Origin of the sequence: Kordia aestuariivivens, assembly GCF_014397005.1 — a bacterium.
In the GTDB taxonomy this organism is placed as follows: domain Bacteria; phylum Bacteroidota; class Bacteroidia; order Flavobacteriales; family Flavobacteriaceae; genus Kordia; species Kordia aestuariivivens.
Genome location: NZ_JACGWS010000022.1, coordinates 1 through 20,692 on the forward strand (window position 1 = coordinate 1; position 20,692 = coordinate 20,692).

Sequence of the window (20,692 nt, forward strand, 5' to 3'; positions counted from 1 at the left end):
ACTTGGAGGTAAAAGACTTAACTGATCTTGACAATAGGTCTTAAAAATAACTTTTCTGCTCATTCTTAAAGTTAAGAATTACTTCAAAAAATTGCAAAAAAAAAGACTGCCTTTTCAGACAGCCTCTTTATAGATCAGAAGATCAACTATTTTTAAGCTTCTCCTTCTTTTTCTGCTTTTGCAGCTTCTTGCGCAGCTTTCATTGCAGCACGAGATACTCTTACTTGACAAACTACGGTGTTATCAGCATGTAATAATGTGTAGTTTTCGTTTGCTAGTTCAGTAACATATAATTTACTTCCGATTTCTAATTCAGAAACATCTGCTTCGATAAAATCAGGTAAATTTTTAGGCAACGCTCTTACTCTAAGCTTACGCTTGTTTAAACGTAAAGATCCACCAGCTATAATACCAGGAGCAGTTCCTTTGAAAGTAACAGGAATACTCATCGTTAATTCTTTATCTTCAAATGAACGATAAAAATCGACGTGTAAAATTTTGTCACTTACAGGGTGAAATTGAATATCCTGTAAAATAGCATTGTGTGTAGAACCGTCTTCTAATGCAATCACAACTGTGTGCGCATTTGGAGTATACACTAATTTAGAAAATGATAATTCTTCTGCTGAAAAGTGTAATGGATTGTCTCCTCCGTATAATACGCAAGGAACCTTTCCAGCATTACGTAAGGCTTTAGTTGATACTTTGCCCACGCTTTCTCTTTGAGATCCGTTAATTGTAATTGATTTCATTCTTTGTGTTTATATTAATATTTAATTACATTAAAAATTTTGAGCTGATAGAAGTATTGTTGTGTACTTTGTGCATTACATCTGCGAATAAATGTGCACAGCTTACTACTTTTATCTTGCTTGATTCTTGTCGTAAAGGAATAGAATCAGTTACGATTAACTCTTCTAATTTTGAGTTTTCTATTCGTTCATACGCTTGTCCTGATAAAATAGGATGTGTACAAATTGCGCGTACAGACAATGCTCCTTTTTCCATCATTACTTCTGCAGCTTTGGTTAATGTTCCGGCAGTGTCTACCATATCATCTACTAAGACTACATTTTTTCCTGTTACATCACCAATAAGTTCCATATGTGAAATGACATTGGCTTTTTTACGTTGTTTGTAACAAATAACAACGTCGCTTTCTAAAAACTTAGAATACGCATACGCTCTTTTAGAACCCCCCATATCAGGAGAAGCTATAGTAAGTTTATCTAAATTTAAGTTTCTTAAATATGGTAAAAATACGGTAGAAGCAAATAAATGATCTACTGGTTTTTCAAAGAAACCTTGAATTTGATCAGCATGTAAATCCATTGTAATGATGCGCGTTGCTCCAGCTACTTCTAGCATCTTTGCTATCAGTTTTGCGCCTATTGGAACTCTTGGCTTGTCTTTACGATCTTGTCTTGCCCAACCGAAGTAGGGAAGTACAGCTGTAATATGACGAGCAGAAGCTCTTTTGGCAGCGTCAAGCATTAAAAGCATTTGCATTAAATGGTCTGAGTTTGGAAACGTAGATCCAATGATAAATACTCTTGCGCCACGAACCGACTCTTCAAAAGAAGGTTGGAATTCGCCATCACTATAGGTTGAGAACGTTACTTTTCCTAACTTTGTTCCATACTGCTTGGCAATCATTTCTGCAAGCTCTTCACTCTGCGTACAGGCAAAAATCTTTGGGTCTGGGACAGTATAAGACATTTAATATTCTGTTTAGTAGTTAGTTAATTGTTGTGTTGTGTAAAACGAGGTGCAAATTTAGAAATTTATTACAACTCTAAAAGCTTTTATTTCTTTTTTTAAGCGAGAATTAAAAATATTTTCTAAATTTGCACACCTTAAAAAGCTCGAGTGGCGGAATTGGTAGACGCGCTGGATTCAAAATCCAGTTCTTTCGGGAGTATGGGTTCGATTCCCATCTCGAGTACTAAAAGTGAAAATCCTAACAGTTGTGTTGGGATTTTTTTGTGTATAAAAATCACTGTTTTAAATGTTAACTATGGTTTTTCCGTAATTCATTCATGACTTATTTTCGTAAATTCTTTTTTTTAATCAAAATCTTATACCATGAAAAAAAGAAATCTTAATTCATTAGTTCTTAACAAAAAGTCTATTTCTAATCTCAAAACTGCTTTAAAAGGAGGTGTATATTATGAGCTTTCCTATTCTGAATGCAAACTTGAATGGTGGTGGTATGAAATGCCTTTGGAGGATGCTGTTGATACAGATGCAGAGCCAGTTACTCTTTCAGATTATGGTCTTTGTTAAATATAAAAAAAGGCGATCTTCGACTATCACTGTTTTCAGATTGCTTTTCTTTTGCTTCTTACTTAAATAATTACAACTGTTTTTTTTAGGTGTTTAGCCTAATAAAATGGAGGTTTCAACTCTTCCGTTATTCTTCTTATGCTCTTTATTTGGGTCATTGTTAATCATAAAATTAAATAATAAGGTTAAAAGAAAACCTTGATGACTTTATGTAACAGAAGTTTTGTAAGAACAAGAAGTAGATGTATAATTGCAACAAAAAGCAATGGAAATATTCATGGCTTTGGGAAGAAAAAAGTGTTAATTGTGATAACGATTGCTTGCCTTAATTCCTTTTGTTTAAATGTTAACCATGGTTTTTTTCGTAATTGGTTTATAATTTTACCGAATGAAAAATTTATATCAAGTTAAAATCAATTTTAAGCCTTAACAATATTCAAGTATTGAGTAAAAAAGATCAAAAACATATTAAAGGCAGCGACAGCTTTATGTGTCTTGTCGTGTGCAAATCCAATGATGCAAACACTCCAATTTATAATTATGGTTATTATGATGCAATGGATGCTATTAAAGATGTCAAATTTGGTGAAAACTCATCATAATCTGAACAAACATATCTTGTTATTTTATTGATTATTTTAAGACTTTATCATTCATCATAAGGAGTATTTTCATAACTTCGTATTTATGCTAAAAAAGCACACACACATAGAGGCACTATTAGCAGATGCTACCAAAGAAGCCTTGTACGAAAAACTCATTGAACAACTCAATAAAGACTTTACACTCGCAAATATTGAAGAAACTTTTCCTGCCACTATTTCTCCAAAATCATTACAACGAGAATTGCACGCAATTGTATACCAACTCATTCAAGAAAAGTTTGCTGAATATCTGAATCTGCTCTACATCATGGATGTTTCCGAAACCAAAATAAAAGCGCTAGATGGTTCGGATATGGTACAACTTTCCGAACAAGTAGTCTTGCTCATGTTAAAACGTGAATGGCAAAAAGTGTGGTTTAAAAATAAACTCTAAAAAAAGGAACCAACGCATCTGCATAAATACTTTTCTCATCGTCGTGTAGCACATTATAACGAACGCCAACAGTAATATTATTTGTGCTATACCCAACACCAAAAAACACAGCTGGTTGCCAATAATTATCATCCACAAAAATTGGATCTTCAAAATTACGACTCACATTTAAGTACTCAAACTCGGTTGAAAGTTGAATTTCAGGCAGCGGATTATACAATCCAATAAAACTTCCACCAACAATAGTCGATTTAAAAAAATCATCATCCTTAAAATAAGTGTAGTTTAACGAAACACCTGCTGAAAATTGTGTATTAAAATCATAAATAGCACTTGGCGCAATGGTGGCACTAAAAATTCCGTTTCCAAAACTCAAGCCCAATCCACCTCCAAAACGAACGTATCGCCAGAAATCACTTCCTTGCGGATCAGCAGTTGTGTTTTGTGAAAATGCGCAACATGAAATTAAACACATAAAAAGGAGTAAAAAGGTATTTTTTGGTCGAGAAAAAACAGAATCTTTCATTTCTTGGAAAAGCTTATATATTTATCACATAAATATATACAAAACTTATGATGTGTTTTTATCAAAAGTTGTATTTTTGATAAAATTTTGTCAAAACAAGACAGGAAGAAAAAAACATGGATAGATTTTCCTTTTTAAATGCAGCGCATACAGCATACTTTGCTGAATTATACGATCAATATTTACAAAATCCTGATAGCATTGAACCAAGTTGGCGTGCTTTCTTTCAAGGATATGACTTTGGAACTGAAAGTTATGGAGAAGAGCAAGATGCTACTGAAGCAGTTTCAAAAGTTGTCGTTCCCGAAAATGTAAAGAAAGAATTTCAAGTTATCAAACTTATTGACGGATATCGTACTCGTGGACACTTATTCACAAGAACAAATCCCGTAAGAGAACGAAGAAAATATGCGCCATCGCTCGCGATAGAAAACTTTGGTTTAAATGAAAGTGATTTAGACAAGCAGTTTGAAGCAGGTGAAATTATTGGACTCGGAAAAGTAACACTTCGAAACATTATTACACATTTAGAGCGTATTTATTGCGAATCTATCGGCGTAGAATATATGTACATCCGTAAGCCGGAACAAATTGCTTGGATGCAACAAAAGTTGAATGAAAACGACAACCATCCAAACTTTTCGGCAGACGAAAAAAAGTACATTCTCAAAAAATTAAACGAAGCAGTTTCTTTTGAAAACTTCTTGCACACAAAATATGTTGGGCAAAAACGTTTTTCGCTAGAAGGTGGAGAATCGTTAATTCCTGCCTTAGATGCAGTTATTGAAAAAGCAGCAGAAAAAGGTGTAAAAGAATTCATTCTTGGAATGGCACACAGAGGTCGCTTGAACGTGTTGAAAAACATCTTTGGAAAATCTGCAAAAGATATCTTTAGTGAATTTGATGGAAAAGATTATGAAGAAATAATTTTTGATGGTGATGTAAAATATCACTTAGGGTTGACATCAGATAGAGAAACTGATTCAGGTAAAAAAATAAGCATGAACATTGCGCCAAATCCTTCACACTTGGAAACCGTTGGTGCCGTTGTAGAAGGAATTGCACGTGCAAAACAAGATCGCGATCATGCAGATAACTTCTCAGAAGTATTACCAATAGTAATTCATGGTGATGCTGCCATTGCAGGACAAGGATTGGTCTATGAAATTGTGCAAATGTCACAATTAGACGGTTACAAAACAGGCGGAACCATTCACATTGTGGTAAACAATCAAATTGGATTTACAACGAATTACTTAGATGCACGTTCGTCTACCTATTGTACAGATGTTGGAAAAGTAACGCTTTCGCCAGTATTACATGTAAATGCAGACGATGCAGAAGCTGTGGTACATGCCGCATTATTTGCATTAGAATATCGTATGACGTTTCAACGTGATGTATTCATTGATTTACTAGGATACCGTAAATATGGTCATAACGAAGGTGATGAACCACGTTTTACACAACCAAAACTATACAAAGCAATCTCAAAACATAGCAATCCACGTGATATCTACGCTGAAAAACTTCAGAAACAAGGAATCATTGATGGAAACTATGTGCAAGAATTAGAAAAAAAATACAAAGACTTACTAGAAGAAAAACTAGAAGACTCGCGTAAAGAAGAAAAAACAGTCATTACACCATTCATGCAAGAAGCTTGGAAAGACTTAGGTCTGGAAAGAGTAGATGAAGATGCAATGGCAAAAGATATTGACACAAGTTACCCGAAAGAAAAACTAACTGAAATTGCTAAAGTTGTTTCAAAACTTCCGTCAGATAAAAAGTTCTTACGTAAAATAGAACGCTTAATCTCAGGTCGTCTTGACATGTTTGAAGCTGACAAGATCGATTGGGGAATGGGAGAAATGTTAGCCTACGGATCTTTATTACAAGAAGGATTTGATGTGCGTATTTCTGGGCAAGATGTGGAAAGAGGAACCTTCTCGCACCGCCATGCAGTTGTAAAAGCAGAAGAATCAGAAGAAGAAATCAAGTTGCTAGATCATGTAGCGGAAAATCAAGGGAATTTCTATATCTACAACTCATTACTATCAGAATACGGAGTTGTAGGGTTCGATTATGGATATGCCATGGCAAGTCCAAATACATTAACAATTTGGGAAGCACAATTTGGAGATTTCAGTAATGGAGCGCAAATTATGATTGACCAATACATATCTTCGGCAGAAGACAAGTGGAAAACACCAAACGGATTGGTCATGTTATTACCGCATGGTTATGAAGGACAAGGTGCGGAACATTCATCTGCGCGTATGGAACGCTACTTACAAATGTGTGCAAAAGACAATATGTTCATTGCCGATTGTACAACGCCAGCAAACTTTTATCACTTACTGCGTCGCCAGATGAAAGCAGATTTCAGAAAGCCATTAATCGTATTCACACCAAAAAGTTTATTGCGTCATCCAAAAGCAGTTTCAACTGTAGATGAATTTGCAACTGGGACTTTTCAGAAGCTAATTGATGATGCTGATGTAAAAGCCGACAAGGTAAAAACGTTGGTATTCTGTACAGGAAAATTCTATTACGATCTATTAGAAGAACGCTCAACACAAGGAAGAGACGATGTTGCTTTAGTTCGATTAGAACAATTATTTCCGTTGCCGAAAACAAAAATTAAAGAAACTATTGCAAAATATACAAACGCAGACGATATTGTTTGGGCACAAGAAGAGCCAAGAAACATGGGAGCGTATAGTCACTTATTAATGCATATTGACGAAGTGAAAAACTTTAGAGTTGCCTCTAGAAGATTTTACGGTGCGCCAGCTGCAGGAAGTTCAGTACGATCAAAACGTCGTCATGCAGAAGTAATTGCGTATGTTTTTGATAAAACTAAAAATAATATGCGTTAAGGATTGAGGTATTGTTGGAGCTCCTCGCAGAGAGCGACTACCGAAAGCCTGACCACAAAAAAATACTGTCACATTGAGCGCAGTCGAAATGCGAAGTATGTTTTTGTGGAAACGCCCAAATAAAAATAAAATACAAACTAAAATATAGAACACGATGATTTTAGAAATGAAAGTTCCTTCGCCAGGAGAATCCATCACTGAAGTAGAGATAGCAGAGTGGTTAGTGCAAGACGGCGATTATGTAACGAAAGACCAGGCAATTGCCGAGGTTGATTCTGATAAAGCAACCTTAGAGTTGCCAGCAGAAGCTAGTGGAACAATCACCTTAAAAGCAGAAGAAGGCGATGCAGTAGCAGTTGGAGATGTCGTTTGTTTAATTGATACAAGTGCAACAGCTCCAAGTGGAGATGCGCCAGCAGCAGAAAAGAAAGCAGACGCACCAAAGGCGGAAGCTCCAAAAACTGTGGAAACGCCAAAAGCTACCGAACCTACAAAAACGTATGCTTCGGGAAGTGCTTCTCCGGCAGCTAAGAAAATATTAGCTGAAAAAGGAATGGACGCTAGCGCTGTAACTGGAACTGGAAAAGACGGTCGTGTGACTAAAGACGATGCTGCAAATGCACAACCAAGCATGGGAACACCAGCTGGTGGAACGCGTGGAAGTGAGCGTAAAAAATTATCAATGTTGCGTAGAAAAGTTGCGGAACGTTTGGTGTCTGCAAAAAATGAAACCGCAATGTTAACTACGTTTAACGAAGTTAATATGGCACCAATTTTTGCATTGCGTAAAGAATACAAAGAAACATTTAAAGCAAAGCATGGTGTAAGTTTAGGATTTATGTCTTTCTTCACGTTAGCAATTGTAAGAGCGTTAAAATTATATCCAGCCGTAAACTCTATGATCGACGGTAAGGAAATGATCAGTTATGATTTCTGTGATATCAGTATTGCAGTTTCTGGACCAAAAGGATTAATGGTTCCTGTAATTAGAAATGCAGAAAACTTATCATTCAGAGGTGTAGAATCTGAAGTGAAAAGATTGGCTATTAGAGCAAGAGACGGAAAAATTACCGTTGATGAAATGACAGGAGGAACATTCACGATTTCTAATGGTGGTGTTTTCGGAAGTATGTTATCGACTCCAATCATCAATCCGCCACAGTCAGGAATCTTAGGAATGCACAACATTGTGGAAAGACCAATGGCTGTCAATGGACAAGTAGTTATTCTTCCAATTATGTATGTGGCACTTTCGTATGATCATAGAATCATTGACGGAAAAGAATCAGTAGGATTCTTAGTTGCTGTCAAAGAAGCATTAGAAAATCCAACAGAATTATTGATGGATAATAATATTAAAAGAGCTTTAGAATTGTAGTATACATTCTAAGTAAAACATAAACTTAAAATAACCATTGCGACTGAAAAGTAGTAATGGTTATTTTTTTTTGAATACACTTTTAGGGGATTTTCAATTAATAATTGGTATAAAATCAAGATAAGAAGTTAAAAATGAGCTTTTTGAAGCGTATTACTCTTAAATTTAGTTAAAGATTTTCTTTTTAGAAACGAATCAAACTTACATTCATCATTATTTCGTAAATTGTATGTAAGAAATGAGTATTTATAGTGTAATACGGCACTATTCTTGATGCTTTTATCTTACTAAAATTAACCGCTATGAAAAAGATCATTTACATTATTTCCTTCTTGCTCACAACGACTGTCTTTGCGCAATACACAATTACGATTGATGCGCATGTCTTGGATATGGATACAAAACAACCAATACCTTATGTAAACATTCAATGTGTTGGAAAGGACATTAAAGCCATCACAGACGCTTCGGGGAAATTTACACTTACGTTTGATGAAGATTTAGTAACTGACAACGATCGTTTTCAGTTTTTAACACTTGATTACGATACAATAACTGTCGAAATGCCAAAACTTTCTAAATATTTGACAGTAACCAATAAAATATTTCTGACAGCTACAACGAATAATAAAAATGAAAACACATTAAATGGTACTGTTTTCAGAGGAGATAACACATCCATTCAAAATGCAAAAGTTCGGATTAAAAACACATTTACGGAAGTGCAAACAAACGTTGACGGAACATTCAAAATTCCTGCAAAAATAGGTGATACACTTATTGTTGATTACATAGGAATGTATGACAAAGAAATAATTGTTTCTAATTTGACTCCTTTAACTGTAAAATTAAAACCAAATGCAGAACTATTAAACACAGTTTTAATCAAAGGAAAGAAGGCAAAAAAGAAGAAACGCTATGTTGATACAGGATTTGGAAAAGCAGACTTTGATGGATTTTCGTTAGGTTCTATGCTAACATCAGACGACATTGGCTCGCACCATGTATATCTTACCGATGTATTAAGAGGAAGAATTGCAGGTTTAAATGTTGCTATGGGCGAAGGTAATATTCGCAATCGATTCAACGCTTTTGCTCGAAGAAGTTTTAGGTCTGCAATGAATACTACACAGACACAACCAGGACAGCCAGTTCTATCCGTTAGAGGTACACCGGCACTTGTGTTTTATGATGGATTTCCGTATTATGGAAATATCAATGATATTGAAATTAGGACTGTAGACAATATAGTGGTGTTAAAAGCAATGTCGGCAACAGTTTTATATGGAGGGCAACCCACCATATTAATTACATCAAAAAATAGATTTCTAAAAAGAGATGAAAGCGGAAACGTGATTGATGCAGCTTTGTTAACCAACAACAAATACGATGAATCAGTGCCATTAGTATCAAGCACGGTACAAAAACCAAGTTACATTACGGAATTGCAACAAGCATCAAATTATGCAGCGGCTTTAGAGATTTATAATTCGCAAGTACGCAACAGCAAGCTTCAAACGGTTTCCTATTATATGGATGTTTCTGAATATTTCATGAAATGGAATTCAGAGAAAGCAATAGCAATCTTAGCAAATATTGAAAAAATTGCAGGAAACAACCCAAAAGCATTAAAAGCGGTAGCATACAAGTTAGAAGAATTGGAACAATATGAAAAAGCAAAACTGATATATCAACGTATTGCTACATTATTACCAAATTCAGCACAGTCGTATCGCGATTTAGCACTGATTTATAAACATGCAGGCGATTATCAAGAATCTATAGATTTGTACAAAAAAATGCTTACGAATTCTATTGAAAATATAGATTTCACAGGATTGGAACAATTATTACTAAATGAACTACAACAGCTATTACGAAGACACAGAAGTGAAGTAGATTATAAAGACTTTCCATCAAATTTATTGACAACAACGTTTAAGTATGATTTGCGAATTGTATTTGAATGGAATGACGCTGACGCAGAATTTGAATTGCAATTTGTAAACCCTGAAAACAAATTTTATACTTGGGGACATTCAATCATTGCAAACAAAGAGTATCTGCTGAATGAAGTAAAAAATGGCTATCACACAGAAGAATTTGTCATTGATGAAGCAACGGACATTGGCGAATGGATGATCAATATTAAAAACTTAAAAGAAGAAGCTACACGCAATCCAACGTATTTAAAATATACGATCTATAAAAATTATGGAACAGCAAATGAAGAGAAAAAAGTAAAAGTTGTAAAACTCTACAAGCAACAGCAGAAAGCTACACTTGATAAAATAGCATATCAACGAGAGCAATAAATAGGATTTGTACAACGAGTAAAATACGTAAAAGCGCGATCATTTATTCTGGTCGTGCTTTTTTATATTTATACTAATGCATATATATTGATGCACAATCCAGCGATTAATAATAACATTTGAATTACAAATAATAATGTCACTGGTTTATTGTTTTGATCAAGGGAAGTCATAACAAAATGGAGTTAGGTTAAACAGAATTGTAAAATTCCACAAAAAAGTCATTCCAAACAATACGTAGAATCCCCTGTTTTTAGTGAAACTCAATATTGTAAAGTCGTTTGGGCATACAGTGTTGCTAGTTGAACTAATTCCGCAGTAGTGTGGAATCTCTAGGAAGTTATTTTTTATCTCAAAATATCTCAAAAGCCTAAATTATCTTGATATACACTACTTCAGATACAAGCAATTCTTATCATAATCGATCACGGCTTTTCCTTTTTGTAAAATATCAGCACCAATAATTCCATTTACAGGTTGTGCATCATGTTGCGTTAAGGCAGTATTTACATGATCTAGATTAAATAAAACCAATGCAACACGTTTTTTTGACCATTTTCCAATAGAAATTTTATTCTTTTTAGAAACTTGCGTGTCCATATTAATAGCACCAGCGCCAGCAGCTTTAATCTTAGAGTCTTTAGCCGTCAGGTTAAAGGTTTCAATCGCTTCAAAACCTACACATGATGTAGAAGCGCCAGTATCTAAAATAAAACTTCCTTCAATACCATTAATCTTTGCTTTCACTTCGTAATGATTCGTATTAATTCTATTCAGCTTAATGCGTTGGTATCCTTTATCCAATAAAAATTTTCGTAAACTCTTTCCCATCTGTAATAATATGTGTTGTCTATATGCTAAAATACAAATCAAAACGCATGCCTATCTATCATTCGTGTTATTATTGTCAGGCAAGATGTGACAAGCTGCGAGAAAATGTTTGTTTTGTCATACTTTTTAAAAAGAAGTCATATATACTTCGTGTTGAAAATACTATTTTTACGGCATGATGATTACAGATACACATACACACTTATATAGTGAAGCTTTTGATGAAGATAGAGACGACATGATGCAACGCGCCATAAACAATGGAGTGCGTCGTTTTTTTGTTCCTGCAATTGATTCAGCCTACACAGAACGCATGTTTCAGCTTGAAAAAGACTATCCAGATGAAGTTTTCTTAATGTCAGGATTGCATCCAACGCATGTAAAAGAAAATTACAAAGAAGAATTGGCGCATGTAGAAGACTTATTAGCAACTCGAAAATTTTATGCTGTTGGCGAAATTGGAATTGATTTATATTGGGATAAAACATTCTTGCCGCAACAACAAGAAGCGTTTCAACATCAAATTCAACTCGCAAAAAAATACAAACTTCCAATTGTCATTCACTGTCGAGATGCATTTGATGAGGTATTTGAAGTATTAGAAAAAGAAAAAGATGCATCCTTATTCGGAATTTTTCACTGCTTCACAGGAACAAAAGTACAAGCCGAACAAGCCATTGGTTACAATATGAAACTTGGAATTGGTGGTGTTGTTACGTTTAAAAACGGAAAAATTGATAAGTTCCTGAATGAAATTCCAATAGAACATATCGTTTTAGAAACCGATGCACCGTATTTAGCGCCAACACCATACAGAGGAAAACGTAATGAAAGTAGTTATGTACTAAATGTATTAGAAAAAATCGCAGAAATCTATCAATTGCCAGCAACAGAAGTAGCGACGATTACAACAGAAAACTCAAAAGCGGTTTTTGGGATTTAATTAATTGGGATATCTTTAGCATAACCAACAACTAGCAACCAAAAAATGACACAAGCTAACATATTATTAATATATACTGGTGGAACCATTGGAATGATCAAGGATTTTGAAACAGGAGCCTTGCGTGCTTTCAACTTTAATAAACTCCTTGAGCGTATTCCCGAACTTTCACATTTAGATTGTGAAATAGAAACCGTAACCTTTGAAAATCCTATTGATTCTTCTGATATGAACCCTACATATTGGATACAAATGGCGTCAATTATAGAAGAAAACTACGATGCTTTTGACGGTTTTGTTGTGTTGCACGGAAGCGACACGATGAGTTATTCGGCTTCAGCCTTAAGTTTTATGTTGGAAAATTTGGCAAAACCAGTCATATTTACGGGATCTCAGTTGCCTATTGGAGACTTGCGTACTGATGCAAAAGAAAACTTAATTACGTCTATTCAAGTTGCTTCTTTACAAGATAAACATGGAAAACCGCAAATTAAAGAAGTTGGCTTGTATTTTGAGTACAAATTATACCGAGCAAACCGAACTACTAAAATAAATGCAGAGCATTTTGAAGCATTTAATTCGTTAAATTATCCACCTTTGGCAGAATCTGGTGTGCATTTAAAAATATTTAAAGAAAATTTACGGCATCCTACGGGTAAAAAAAAGCTCAAAGTTCATAAAAAAATGGACCATAATATTGCGCTAATAAAATTGTTTCCGGGCATAACTCGATCAAGTTTGGAAGGTTTTTTAGCTTCAAAAACTATAAAAGCGATCATTTTAGAGACGTATGGAGCTGGAAATGCCCCAACAGAGACGTGGTTTTTGGATTTTTTAACTGAAATAAAGCAAAAAGGTATAATTATTGTGAATATTACGCAGTGTTCAGGTGGGAGAGTGATCATGGGACAATACGAAACGAGCGTTGCATTAAAAAAACTAGGTATAATAAGCGGTAAAGACATCACAACCGAGGCTGCTCTCGCAAAATTAATGTATCTTTTGGGCAGGAAAACTAGCCAATCTGAGTTCAAAAGAATCTTTGAAACACAAATAAGAGGTGAAATGTCTTAAAAATAACTAGATATATTTCAAAAACTAAAATATTTTTTGTTATTTGCCCAACGATAGAGAGAGGTGGCCGAGTGGTCGAAGGCGCACGCCTGGAAAGTGTGTATACGGCATAACCGTATCGAGGGTTCGAATCCCTTCCTCTCTGCATAATTTATCGTAAATAATTATAAAATTTTTATATCTTTAACCCGATTAACTAACAAAATTTAAGTTCAAGAGAAATGAAAAAAGGATTTTCTATTATGGCTGTAGCCATGTTAACGATTTTAAATGTAGGTGTTGCAACTGCTCAAGATGCTGCTAAAACTGCAGAAGAAGCTCAAGGTTTTCACCAAGTATTAAAGGATTACTTTATAAAAGGTGGACCAGGATTTATGGGAATTGTATTGTTATGTCTTATTTTAGGACTTGCAATATGTATCGAAAGAATCATTTATCTGAATATGGCTTCAACAAATAATAAGAGATTATTAGCAAATGTTGAAAATGCATTGTCAACTGGTGGTGTAGAAGCAGCGAAAGAAGTTGCAAGAAACACTAAAGGACCTGTTGCATCTATTTTCTATCAAGGATTAGATCGTATGGATGAAGGCGTTGATAACGCTGAAAAAGCTGTCGTAGCTTACGGTGGTGTTCAAATGGGACAATTAGAAAGAAATGTATCTTGGATCTCTCTATTCATCGCAATTGCGCCGATGTTAGGATTCATGGGAACAGTAATTGGAATGATTCAAGCCTTTGATAAGATTGCGGCTGTAGGATCATTAGATGCTTCCTTAATTGCAGGTTCTATTCAGGTTGCCTTATTAACGACTGTATTCGGTCTTATTGTAGGTATTATCCTTCAAATTTTCTATAACTATATTATTGCTAAGATTGATAGTATTGTAAACGATATGGAAGATTCATCTATTTCTTTAGTAGATTTATTGGTTCGTTACAAAAAATAATACTGTCAACTTTTTACAATACAATATATCATTATGAAATCATTAAAAATAATATTAACAGTTTTAGTTGCCCTAATCGCACTTATAGGAGTAATTCTATATATTACGATTCTTACGGATGACTCAACAGGAAATGCTATGATTGTTGCAGGTGAAATACTCGTTGTTGTAACGGCTGCAATAGCTATATTTTTTGGACTCAAAAACTTGGCTACAAATCCTGGAGCATTAAAGAAGTCATTGATTTCCTTAGCAGTATTCGCTATTGTTGGAATACTATCGTACGTGTCAGCTAGTGATGCAATTCCAAAAAATCTTGGAGATGAAATAACCATCACAGCATCAGAATCTAAATATGTAGGAACAGGTATTTACATGTTTTACTTTTTAGCAATGATTGCAATTTTAGCAATGATTGGATTTGCAATTAAAAAATCACTTAATAAATAATTATGGGAAGAAGAAACATACCAGAAGTTAGTGCAGGATCTATGGCAGATATTGCATTCTTGCTTCTTATCTTTTTCTTAGTAACTACTACTTTTGAAGTGGATAGTGGTATCACTAGAAAGTTGCCACCAATTCCACCTCCAGGACAAGTGCCTCCGATTATCAAGCAGAAAAATTTATTTACTGTGTTAGTAAATAAAAACAATGACTTGTTAGTAGAGGAAGAAGTTATGCAGCTAAAAGATCTTAGGCAAGCTACTATCGATTTTTTAGACAATGGTGGAGGAACTAATGAAATTGGTGAGCCATGTAATTACTGTCAAGGAAAGAAAGATGAAACCTCTTCAGATCACCCGAATAAAGCAATTATTTCGGTGCGAAATGATAGAGAAACAGAATATAAAACATTTATTTCTGTTCAAAACGAGCTCGTAGGAGCATACAACTTCTTAAGAAATAGAGAGTCGATGAAAATTAATGGACAAAAATATACTACGATAGATTCGTTGTATAATGATCCAAAATTGAAAGATGGTTCTCCAGAGAAAGATGCATTAAGTAAGAAATTGAAAAAGATTCAAGATATGTATCCTTTGAAAATTTCTGAAGCTGAAAACGTTAAAAACTAAATTGTAGCTACTATGTCTAAGTTTAAAAAGAAAAAAAGTGGTGAGTTGCCACCAGTATCTACAGCAGCGATGCCAGATATTGTTTTTATGTTATTATTCTTCTTTATGACGGTAACAACGTTCAAAAAAGATGACTATAAAGTAAGACAAAATTTAGCGTTTGCAGATCAGGTACAGACTCTTAATAAAGATGATAAGGTAATCTATATTTATGCTGGGAAACCTAGTCAAAGATATCAAGATGACTTTGGAACACAAGCAAAAATTCAATTAAACGATAAGTTTGCAGACGTTTCAGAAATCAAAGATTACTGGTTCAATGAAATTAATAACAATCCAAAACTTGGACAGCAATATCAAAATGTTGCGATCACTGCTTTAAAAGTAGATGGTGAAACCAATATGGGATTAATTTCAGATATCAAACAAGAGCTTCGTGAGATTAACGCTCTGAAAATTAACTATACTACCAAAAAAGGGGAGTTTAGTAAGAATTACAAAAAATAGATAAACTTAAATTTTGTATTAAAAAAGCACTCTTTCTAGAGTGCTTTTTTTGTACTATCTTGGTACTAATTGTTCATGAAATCAACTCGCTAATACAAGAAACAGCATGAAACGCATTATCATAGGAATCATATTTATCTTTTTGGGATTGAATTATGCCATCGCACAAGAAGAAATAGTACGTGATACAATTCCTGATGAAAACTATAGAGAAGATCAATTTTATATAGGAGTTACCTATAATATCATTCAAAATAGACCTAGCGGCATTTCTCAGAACAACTTATCCAATGGAATACATCTTGGCGTTATTCGCGATTTCCCTATCAACAAGAAGCGTAATAAAGCGATTGGAATTGGTTTGGGATATTCTTATAATTCATACTTTCACAATCTAAAAGCTACGGAAACAAATGCTGGAATTACGTATGAAGCTATTGATAGCGATCAAAGTTTTAAGCGAAACAAATACAGAACGCATGTTGTAGAACTTCCGATAGAATTTCGTTGGCGAACTTCCACAGCTTCGTCCTATAAGTTTTGGCGTATTTATGGTGGATTTAAGTTCGGATATATCTTTTCGGGCGTTTCAAAATTTGTAAGTGATAATGAAAATCTCAAATTTCAAAATGATGATTTGAATCGATTTCAATATGGACTCACACTAAGCGCTGGGTACAACACCTGGAATTTTCATGTGTATTATGGCTTAAATAAGCTTTTCAAAGACACTACAGTTACGGTTGATGGCGAACAATTTGATATGAGTATAATTAAAGTTGGCTTAATGTTTTACATCCTATAGCCAATCATACATCACCAATAATTGTGGAATCCAACCAATAAAAAAGCCAATAATCAATTCTACAAATGTATGTGCTTTCAAAAATAAACGGGAAGTCCCTACAAGTCCTATCATTAAAATAAGGACACTCAAAGCAAAGGTAATATTGACTTGATACGTAATGCTTAATGCAATTAAAAACATTACCAAACCAGACATTCCCATCATGTGCATACTTGCTTTTATGCGAAATAAAACCAACGTAAGGCAAACAATCGTAGCAATTAAAGTCGCTAAAAAGAAATCATACAATTCTGCAAAAATTGATTTCGTAATGACTTTGGTAATAATTAAAAACAATACTAAAACGTATACGTACAATGGAATTTTGCGTTGAGACACATCTTTCACAAAAATAGAATCAATCAGCTTAAAGCGTTTCAATAAAATAAAAAGTAAGATCGGAATGAAGATGGTAAAAATTGAAATCGTAATTGCGACGTCAATTTTAAAATTCAATTCATACAATCGTGGTGTGACTAAAAAAAAGCCAACTGTTGCCATTACTGGAATGAAAATAGGGTGGAATAGGTACGATATAACTTTAAGAAACGTACGCATTTATATTTTCTTTCGTAATCTTGCTACAGGAATATCCAGTTGTTCTCTATATTTTGCAACCGTTCTACGCGCAATCGGATAGCCTTTTTCTTTTAAAATACTGGCTAACTTTTCATCCGTTAACGGTTTTTTCTTGCTTTCGTCTTCAATAACCGTTTCTAAAATCTTTTTAATTTCACGTGTAGAAACATCTTCTCCTTGTTCATTTTTCATGGATTCAGAGAAAAATTCCTTAATCAACTTTGTTCCGTATGGCGTATCTACATATTTACTATTGGCAACACGCGAAACTGTAGAAACATCCATTTGAATCATATCAGCAATATCTTTTAAAATCATTGGCTTCAACTTGCGTTCATCGCCTGTAAGGAAATATTCTTCTTGATAATGAAGAATGGCATTCATTGTAACCAAAAGCGTCTGTTGACGTTGTTTAATAGCGTCTATAAACCATTTTGCAGCATCTAACTTCTGTTTGATGAACATTACGGCATCTTTCTGCGATTTCGTTTTCTCACGTGTATCTTTATAGCCTTTCAGCATGTCGTTGTAATCTCTAGAAACATGCAATTCAGGTGCATTTCGTCCGTTTAATGTCAACTCCAACATACCATCTACAATACGAATGGCAAAATCAGGCACAATATGTTCAATGATTTTTGTATTTCCAGCATACGATCCACCAGGTTTTGGATTTAAACGCTCAATTTCCAAAATTCCATCGCGCAAATCAACTTCGGTAATATCGAATTTTTGTAAAAGCTTCTTGTAATGTTTCTTTGTAAAATGATCAAATGCCTTGTCTAAAATGTTAATGGCAAGCTCAATAGAAGCTGTTGGTTCTTTTCTTCGTAGTTGAATCAACAAACATTCTTGTAAATTTCGTGCGCCAACACCAGCAGGATCTAACTCATGCACAATGTTTAAAATTTTTGCAACCGTATCATCTGTTGTAAAAATGTTTTGAGTAAACGCTAAATCATCTACAATATCTTCTAAAGGTCTGCGGATATAACCACTTTCGTCAACGCTTCCAATTAAAAATTCTGCAATTTCACGATCTTCTTCAGAAAGTCGAAACGTATTTAATTGGTTTTTTAAATGCTGATTAAACGACGTTCCAGAAGCATACGGAACATTTTTTTCTTCATCATCAGCACTATAATTATTTGCTTGCAAACGGTAACTAGGAACTTCATCATCACTCAAATAATCGTCTACATTGATATCTTCTGCTGCAATTGTTTCATTTCCATAATCGTCATCAAATTCATTTGACAAATCAGCATCATACTCTTCAGTTTGCTCTTTTCCGCTGTCTAATGCAGGATTTTCTTCCAGTTCTTGCTTTAATCGTTGTTCAAAAGCTTGCGTAGGCAATTGAATCAATTTCATCAACTGAATTTGCTGAGGAGATAGTTTTTGAGATAATCTAAAATTTAATTGTTGTTTAAGCATATTATTTGGTTGGTTTCTTCAAAATAACCTTTTTGACTGTCATTAGTTTTTTATGAAAACTGCTTTCTTAATTCAAAGAAGGATAACCTTGTGGGCGGTTTTGTTTGAGATTTAATCAAAAACAATACCATTGTCATTAAAGATACTATGTTTCCCTTACATATTAGTTTTTAATAACACACAAATATAAAAAAACCTACCACGGTATTGGAAGTTGTGAACGTAAAAATAGTGAGGTATTTATGAAGAATTGCATACTTTTTCCCGTAGTTAGAAAATAGCACGATGAAAAAACTGGCTTTTATCAAATGATATAAAAAAAGCAGACGTTCGTAAATGAAGTCTGCTTTTTGATATTTTATACTAGAACGCTCCTTAAAACTCAGCGTTTTGTGGTGTTCTTGGATAAGGAATTACGTCTTTAATATTTGTCATACCTGTAGCAAACATCACTAAACGTTCAAAACCAAGTCCAAAACCTGAATGTACAGCAGTTCCGTATTTACGAAGTTCTAAATACCACCATAATTCTTCTTCTGGAATATCTAAGGCAGCCATTTTTTCTTTTAAAACATCTAAACGTTCCTCACGTTGCGATCCACCAACAATTTCTCCAATACCTGGAAATAAAATATCCATGGCACGAACTGTTTTCTCATCTTCGTTCAAACGCATGTAAAATGCTTTGATATTTGCTGGGTAATCAAATAAAATTACAGGACATTTGAAGTGCTTTTCTACTAAGAAACGTTCGTGTTCACTTTGTAAATCTGCGCCCCATTCGTCAATTAAGTATTTGAATTTCTTCTTTTTGTTTGGTTTCGAATTGCGTAAAATATCAATTGCTTCTGTGTAGCTTACACGTTTGAAGTTGTTATCAATTACAAAACGCAATTTTTCCGTTAAGGTCATTTCACTGCGCTCAGCTTGTGGTTTCGCTTTATCTTCTTGAATCAAACGGTTTTCTAAAAATGCTAAATCGTCTGGATTGTGTTCTAAGATATAGGAAAGAACAGATTTCATGAAATCTTCTGCTAAGTCCATGTTTCCGCTTAAATCCATAAACGCAACTTCGGGCTCAATCATCCAAAATTCTGACAAGTGACGCGACGTGTTTGAGTTTTCGGCTCTAAACGTTGGACCAAATGTATATACTTTTCCTAACGCCATTGCGTAGGTTTCTGCTTCTAGCTGTCCAGAAACCGTTAAGTTGGTTTCCTTTCCAAAGAAATCTTTTGAATAATCAATGTTTCCTTCTTCATCCAATGGTGGATTTTTAGGATCTAATGTGGTCACTCTAAACATTTCTCCAGCACCTTCAGCATCACTACCTGTAATAATTGGCGTATGCATGTGGTAAAATCCGTTTTCGGTGAAATATTTATGAACTGCAAAAGATAAGGACGAACGCAAGCGCATCACCGCACTAAATGTATTTGTACGTGTGCGTAAATGTGCTTGTTCACGTAAAAACTCTAAACTGTGTTTTTTGGGTTGAAGGATTGTTTTTGATACTTCTTCTGGATCTGCATCTCCTAAAATAGTGACCTCTTGTACTTTTACTTCTACCTTTTGTCCTTTTCCTTGACTTTCGATCAATTCTCCTTTAATGGAAACAGCAGCACCCGTTGTGATACGATTTAAGATCTCTTCATTTGTATTTTCAAAATCAACAACACATTGAATATTATTAATGGTTGATCCGTCATTTAAAGCAATAAAACGATTTGCTCTAAAAGTTCGTATCCAACCTTTTACAATAACTTCTTGTACTAATGTTTCTGAGTTTAATAACTCAGCGACTGTGTATGATTTCATTTTCTTAATAATTTAGGCGACAAATATAGTTCTTTAACGAAAATTAATGAAAATAGAATCAATAAAATTAAGGGTGTAATTTGTAGGAAGTGTGCCTTATTTATGCGGATTAATTCTTAAAGACGTATAAATACTTGAAAATAAAAGGGTATTACCCAGTAAAAAGGGGATTTTTCCCCTTGTCTAAACGCTGCAACTTGAC

19 protein-coding genes and 2 tRNA genes are annotated in these 20,692 nt (G+C 34.3%); 14 read left to right on the forward strand and 7 right to left on the reverse strand.

Annotation, left to right across the window (positions count from 1 at the left end; translation table 11 throughout):
- Nucleotides 1-152: 152 nt before the first annotated feature.
- Together H2O64_RS22935 and H2O64_RS22940 are read right to left on the reverse strand one after the other, a co-directional pair.
- Complete coding sequence (locus H2O64_RS22935; protein WP_187564585.1) at nt 153-752, reverse strand: 50S ribosomal protein L25/general stress protein Ctc; 600 nt, start codon at nt 750-752, stop codon at nt 153-155.
- A gap of 25 nt (nt 753-777) precedes the next feature.
- Nucleotides 778-1,719 (reverse strand): ribose-phosphate pyrophosphokinase, encoded by a 942-nt coding sequence (locus H2O64_RS22940; protein WP_187564586.1) that lies wholly within the window; start codon nt 1,717-1,719, stop codon nt 778-780.
- A 144-nt stretch (nt 1,720-1,863) separates the two neighbouring features.
- Between H2O64_RS22940 and H2O64_RS22945 the strand changes: the two genes are divergently transcribed.
- From H2O64_RS22945 to H2O64_RS22955, 3 genes are all read left to right on the forward strand, one after another.
- Nucleotides 1,864-1,945, forward strand: a tRNA-Leu gene (locus tag H2O64_RS22945).
- A 140-nt stretch (nt 1,946-2,085) separates the two neighbouring features.
- Nucleotides 2,086-2,286 carry a hypothetical protein gene (locus H2O64_RS22950; protein WP_114902308.1) on the forward strand — a complete coding sequence of 67 codons (201 nt, stop codon included), beginning with the start codon at nt 2,086-2,088 and terminating at the stop codon, nt 2,284-2,286.
- Between the two features lie 687 nt (nt 2,287-2,973).
- Nucleotides 2,974-3,324 carry a hypothetical protein gene (locus H2O64_RS22955; RefSeq protein ID WP_187564587.1) on the forward strand — a complete coding sequence of 117 codons (351 nt, stop codon included), beginning with the start codon at nt 2,974-2,976 and terminating at the stop codon, nt 3,322-3,324.
- Here H2O64_RS22955 and H2O64_RS22960 read toward each other — a convergent pair.
- Nucleotides 3,308-3,850: an alpha-ketoglutarate decarboxylase gene (locus H2O64_RS22960; protein ID WP_235983011.1), complete on the reverse strand. Its 543-nt coding sequence runs from the start codon at nt 3,848-3,850 to the stop codon at nt 3,308-3,310. The two genes, H2O64_RS22955 and H2O64_RS22960, sit on opposite strands and share 17 nt — an antisense overlap.
- A gap of 116 nt (nt 3,851-3,966) precedes the next feature.
- Between H2O64_RS22960 and H2O64_RS22965 the strand changes: the two genes are divergently transcribed.
- The 3 genes from H2O64_RS22965 (at nt 3,967) to H2O64_RS22975 (ending at nt 10,425) form a co-directional block, all read left to right on the forward strand.
- Entirely contained in the window at nt 3,967-6,732 is a 2,766-nt protein-coding gene (locus H2O64_RS22965; RefSeq protein WP_187564588.1) for a 2-oxoglutarate dehydrogenase E1 component, read from the forward strand.
- A 154-nt stretch (nt 6,733-6,886) separates the two neighbouring features.
- Nucleotides 6,887-8,110: a 2-oxoglutarate dehydrogenase complex dihydrolipoyllysine-residue succinyltransferase gene (gene odhB, locus H2O64_RS22970; RefSeq protein ID WP_187564589.1), complete on the forward strand. Its 1,224-nt coding sequence runs from the start codon at nt 6,887-6,889 to the stop codon at nt 8,108-8,110.
- A gap of 302 nt (nt 8,111-8,412) precedes the next feature.
- Entirely contained in the window at nt 8,413-10,425 is a 2,013-nt protein-coding gene (locus tag H2O64_RS22975; RefSeq protein WP_187564590.1) for a carboxypeptidase-like regulatory domain-containing protein, read from the forward strand.
- Nucleotides 10,426-10,815: 390 nt separating this feature from the next.
- On the opposite strand, the gene H2O64_RS22980 is transcribed toward H2O64_RS22975, so the two are convergent.
- Nucleotides 10,816-11,256: a retropepsin-like aspartic protease family protein gene (locus H2O64_RS22980; RefSeq protein ID WP_187564591.1), complete on the reverse strand. Its 441-nt coding sequence runs from the start codon at nt 11,254-11,256 to the stop codon at nt 10,816-10,818.
- A gap of 175 nt (nt 11,257-11,431) precedes the next feature.
- Here H2O64_RS22980 and H2O64_RS22985 point away from each other — a divergent pair, with 175 nt between their 5' ends.
- From H2O64_RS22985 to H2O64_RS23020, 8 genes are all read left to right on the forward strand, one after another.
- The gene (locus tag H2O64_RS22985; protein ID WP_187564592.1) at nt 11,432-12,199 is read left to right on the forward strand and encodes a TatD family hydrolase; all 768 of its coding nucleotides are present in this window, start codon (nt 11,432-11,434) and stop codon (nt 12,197-12,199) included.
- A gap of 45 nt (nt 12,200-12,244) precedes the next feature.
- Entirely contained in the window at nt 12,245-13,273 is a 1,029-nt protein-coding gene (locus tag H2O64_RS22990; RefSeq protein ID WP_187564593.1) for an asparaginase, read from the forward strand.
- A gap of 57 nt (nt 13,274-13,330) precedes the next feature.
- Nucleotides 13,331-13,418: transfer RNA gene (locus H2O64_RS22995), tRNA-Ser, on the forward strand.
- 76 nt (nt 13,419-13,494) lie between these two features.
- Complete coding sequence (locus tag H2O64_RS23000) at nt 13,495-14,223, forward strand: MotA/TolQ/ExbB proton channel family protein (RefSeq protein ID WP_187564594.1); 729 nt, start codon at nt 13,495-13,497, stop codon at nt 14,221-14,223.
- A gap of 33 nt (nt 14,224-14,256) precedes the next feature.
- Complete coding sequence (locus tag H2O64_RS23005) at nt 14,257-14,673, forward strand: hypothetical protein (RefSeq protein WP_187564595.1); 417 nt, start codon at nt 14,257-14,259, stop codon at nt 14,671-14,673.
- Nucleotides 14,674-14,675: 2 nt separating this feature from the next.
- On the forward strand, nt 14,676-15,302 hold the full coding sequence (locus H2O64_RS23010; RefSeq protein WP_187564596.1) for an ExbD/TolR family protein: 627 nt from the start codon (nt 14,676-14,678) through the stop codon (nt 15,300-15,302).
- A gap of 12 nt (nt 15,303-15,314) precedes the next feature.
- Nucleotides 15,315-15,809, forward strand: a complete 495-nt coding sequence (locus tag H2O64_RS23015; protein ID WP_187564597.1) for an ExbD/TolR family protein — start codon at nt 15,315-15,317, stop codon at nt 15,807-15,809.
- Nucleotides 15,810-15,915: 106 nt separating this feature from the next.
- Nucleotides 15,916-16,614: a porin family protein gene (locus tag H2O64_RS23020; protein ID WP_187564598.1), complete on the forward strand. Its 699-nt coding sequence runs from the start codon at nt 15,916-15,918 to the stop codon at nt 16,612-16,614.
- On the opposite strand, the gene H2O64_RS23025 is transcribed toward H2O64_RS23020, so the two are convergent.
- From H2O64_RS23025 to asnS, 3 genes are all read right to left on the reverse strand, one after another.
- On the reverse strand, nt 16,609-17,214 hold the full coding sequence (locus H2O64_RS23025; protein ID WP_187564599.1) for a hypothetical protein: 606 nt from the start codon (nt 17,212-17,214) through the stop codon (nt 16,609-16,611). The two genes, H2O64_RS23020 and H2O64_RS23025, sit on opposite strands and share 6 nt — an antisense overlap.
- Entirely contained in the window at nt 17,215-18,672 is a 1,458-nt protein-coding gene (gene rpoN / locus H2O64_RS23030) for an RNA polymerase factor sigma-54 (protein ID WP_187564600.1), read from the reverse strand. It abuts the gene before it with no gap.
- 375 nt (nt 18,673-19,047) lie between these two features.
- Nucleotides 19,048-20,490 (reverse strand): asparagine--tRNA ligase, encoded by a 1,443-nt coding sequence (gene asnS / locus H2O64_RS23035; RefSeq protein WP_187564601.1) that lies wholly within the window; start codon nt 20,488-20,490, stop codon nt 19,048-19,050.
- Nucleotides 20,491-20,692 lie beyond the last annotated feature (202 nt).

What these genes read in the sequence shown, in the direction of transcription:
- H2O64_RS22935 (WP_187564585.1), bottom strand. Translation starts at nt 752, where the DNA reads ATGAAATCAATTACAATTAACGGATCTCAAAGAGAAAGCGTGGGCAAA.
- H2O64_RS22940 (WP_187564586.1), bottom strand. Translation starts at nt 1,719, where the DNA reads ATGTCTTATACTGTCCCAGACCCAAAGATTTTTGCCTGTACGCAGAGT.
- H2O64_RS22950 (WP_114902308.1), top strand. Translation starts at nt 2,086, where the DNA reads ATGAAAAAAAGAAATCTTAATTCATTAGTTCTTAACAAAAAGTCTATT.
- H2O64_RS22955 (WP_187564587.1), top strand. Translation starts at nt 2,974, where the DNA reads ATGCTAAAAAAGCACACACACATAGAGGCACTATTAGCAGATGCTACC.
- H2O64_RS22960 (WP_235983011.1), bottom strand. Translation starts at nt 3,850, where the DNA reads ATGAAAGATTCTGTTTTTTCTCGACCAAAAAATACCTTTTTACTCCTT.
- H2O64_RS22965 (WP_187564588.1), top strand. Translation starts at nt 3,967, where the DNA reads ATGGATAGATTTTCCTTTTTAAATGCAGCGCATACAGCATACTTTGCT.
- odhB (WP_187564589.1), top strand. Translation starts at nt 6,887, where the DNA reads ATGATTTTAGAAATGAAAGTTCCTTCGCCAGGAGAATCCATCACTGAA.
- H2O64_RS22975 (WP_187564590.1), top strand. Translation starts at nt 8,413, where the DNA reads ATGAAAAAGATCATTTACATTATTTCCTTCTTGCTCACAACGACTGTC.
- H2O64_RS22980 (WP_187564591.1), bottom strand. Translation starts at nt 11,256, where the DNA reads ATGGGAAAGAGTTTACGAAAATTTTTATTGGATAAAGGATACCAACGC.
- H2O64_RS22985 (WP_187564592.1), top strand. Translation starts at nt 11,432, where the DNA reads ATGATGATTACAGATACACATACACACTTATATAGTGAAGCTTTTGAT.
- H2O64_RS22990 (WP_187564593.1), top strand. Translation starts at nt 12,245, where the DNA reads ATGACACAAGCTAACATATTATTAATATATACTGGTGGAACCATTGGA.
- H2O64_RS23000 (WP_187564594.1), top strand. Translation starts at nt 13,495, where the DNA reads ATGAAAAAAGGATTTTCTATTATGGCTGTAGCCATGTTAACGATTTTA.
- H2O64_RS23005 (WP_187564595.1), top strand. Translation starts at nt 14,257, where the DNA reads ATGAAATCATTAAAAATAATATTAACAGTTTTAGTTGCCCTAATCGCA.
- H2O64_RS23010 (WP_187564596.1), top strand. Translation starts at nt 14,676, where the DNA reads ATGGGAAGAAGAAACATACCAGAAGTTAGTGCAGGATCTATGGCAGAT.
- H2O64_RS23015 (WP_187564597.1), top strand. Translation starts at nt 15,315, where the DNA reads ATGTCTAAGTTTAAAAAGAAAAAAAGTGGTGAGTTGCCACCAGTATCT.
- H2O64_RS23020 (WP_187564598.1), top strand. Translation starts at nt 15,916, where the DNA reads ATGAAACGCATTATCATAGGAATCATATTTATCTTTTTGGGATTGAAT.
- H2O64_RS23025 (WP_187564599.1), bottom strand. Translation starts at nt 17,214, where the DNA reads ATGCGTACGTTTCTTAAAGTTATATCGTACCTATTCCACCCTATTTTC.
- rpoN (WP_187564600.1), bottom strand. Translation starts at nt 18,672, where the DNA reads ATGCTTAAACAACAATTAAATTTTAGATTATCTCAAAAACTATCTCCT.
- asnS (WP_187564601.1), bottom strand. Translation starts at nt 20,490, where the DNA reads ATGAAATCATACACAGTCGCTGAGTTATTAAACTCAGAAACATTAGTA.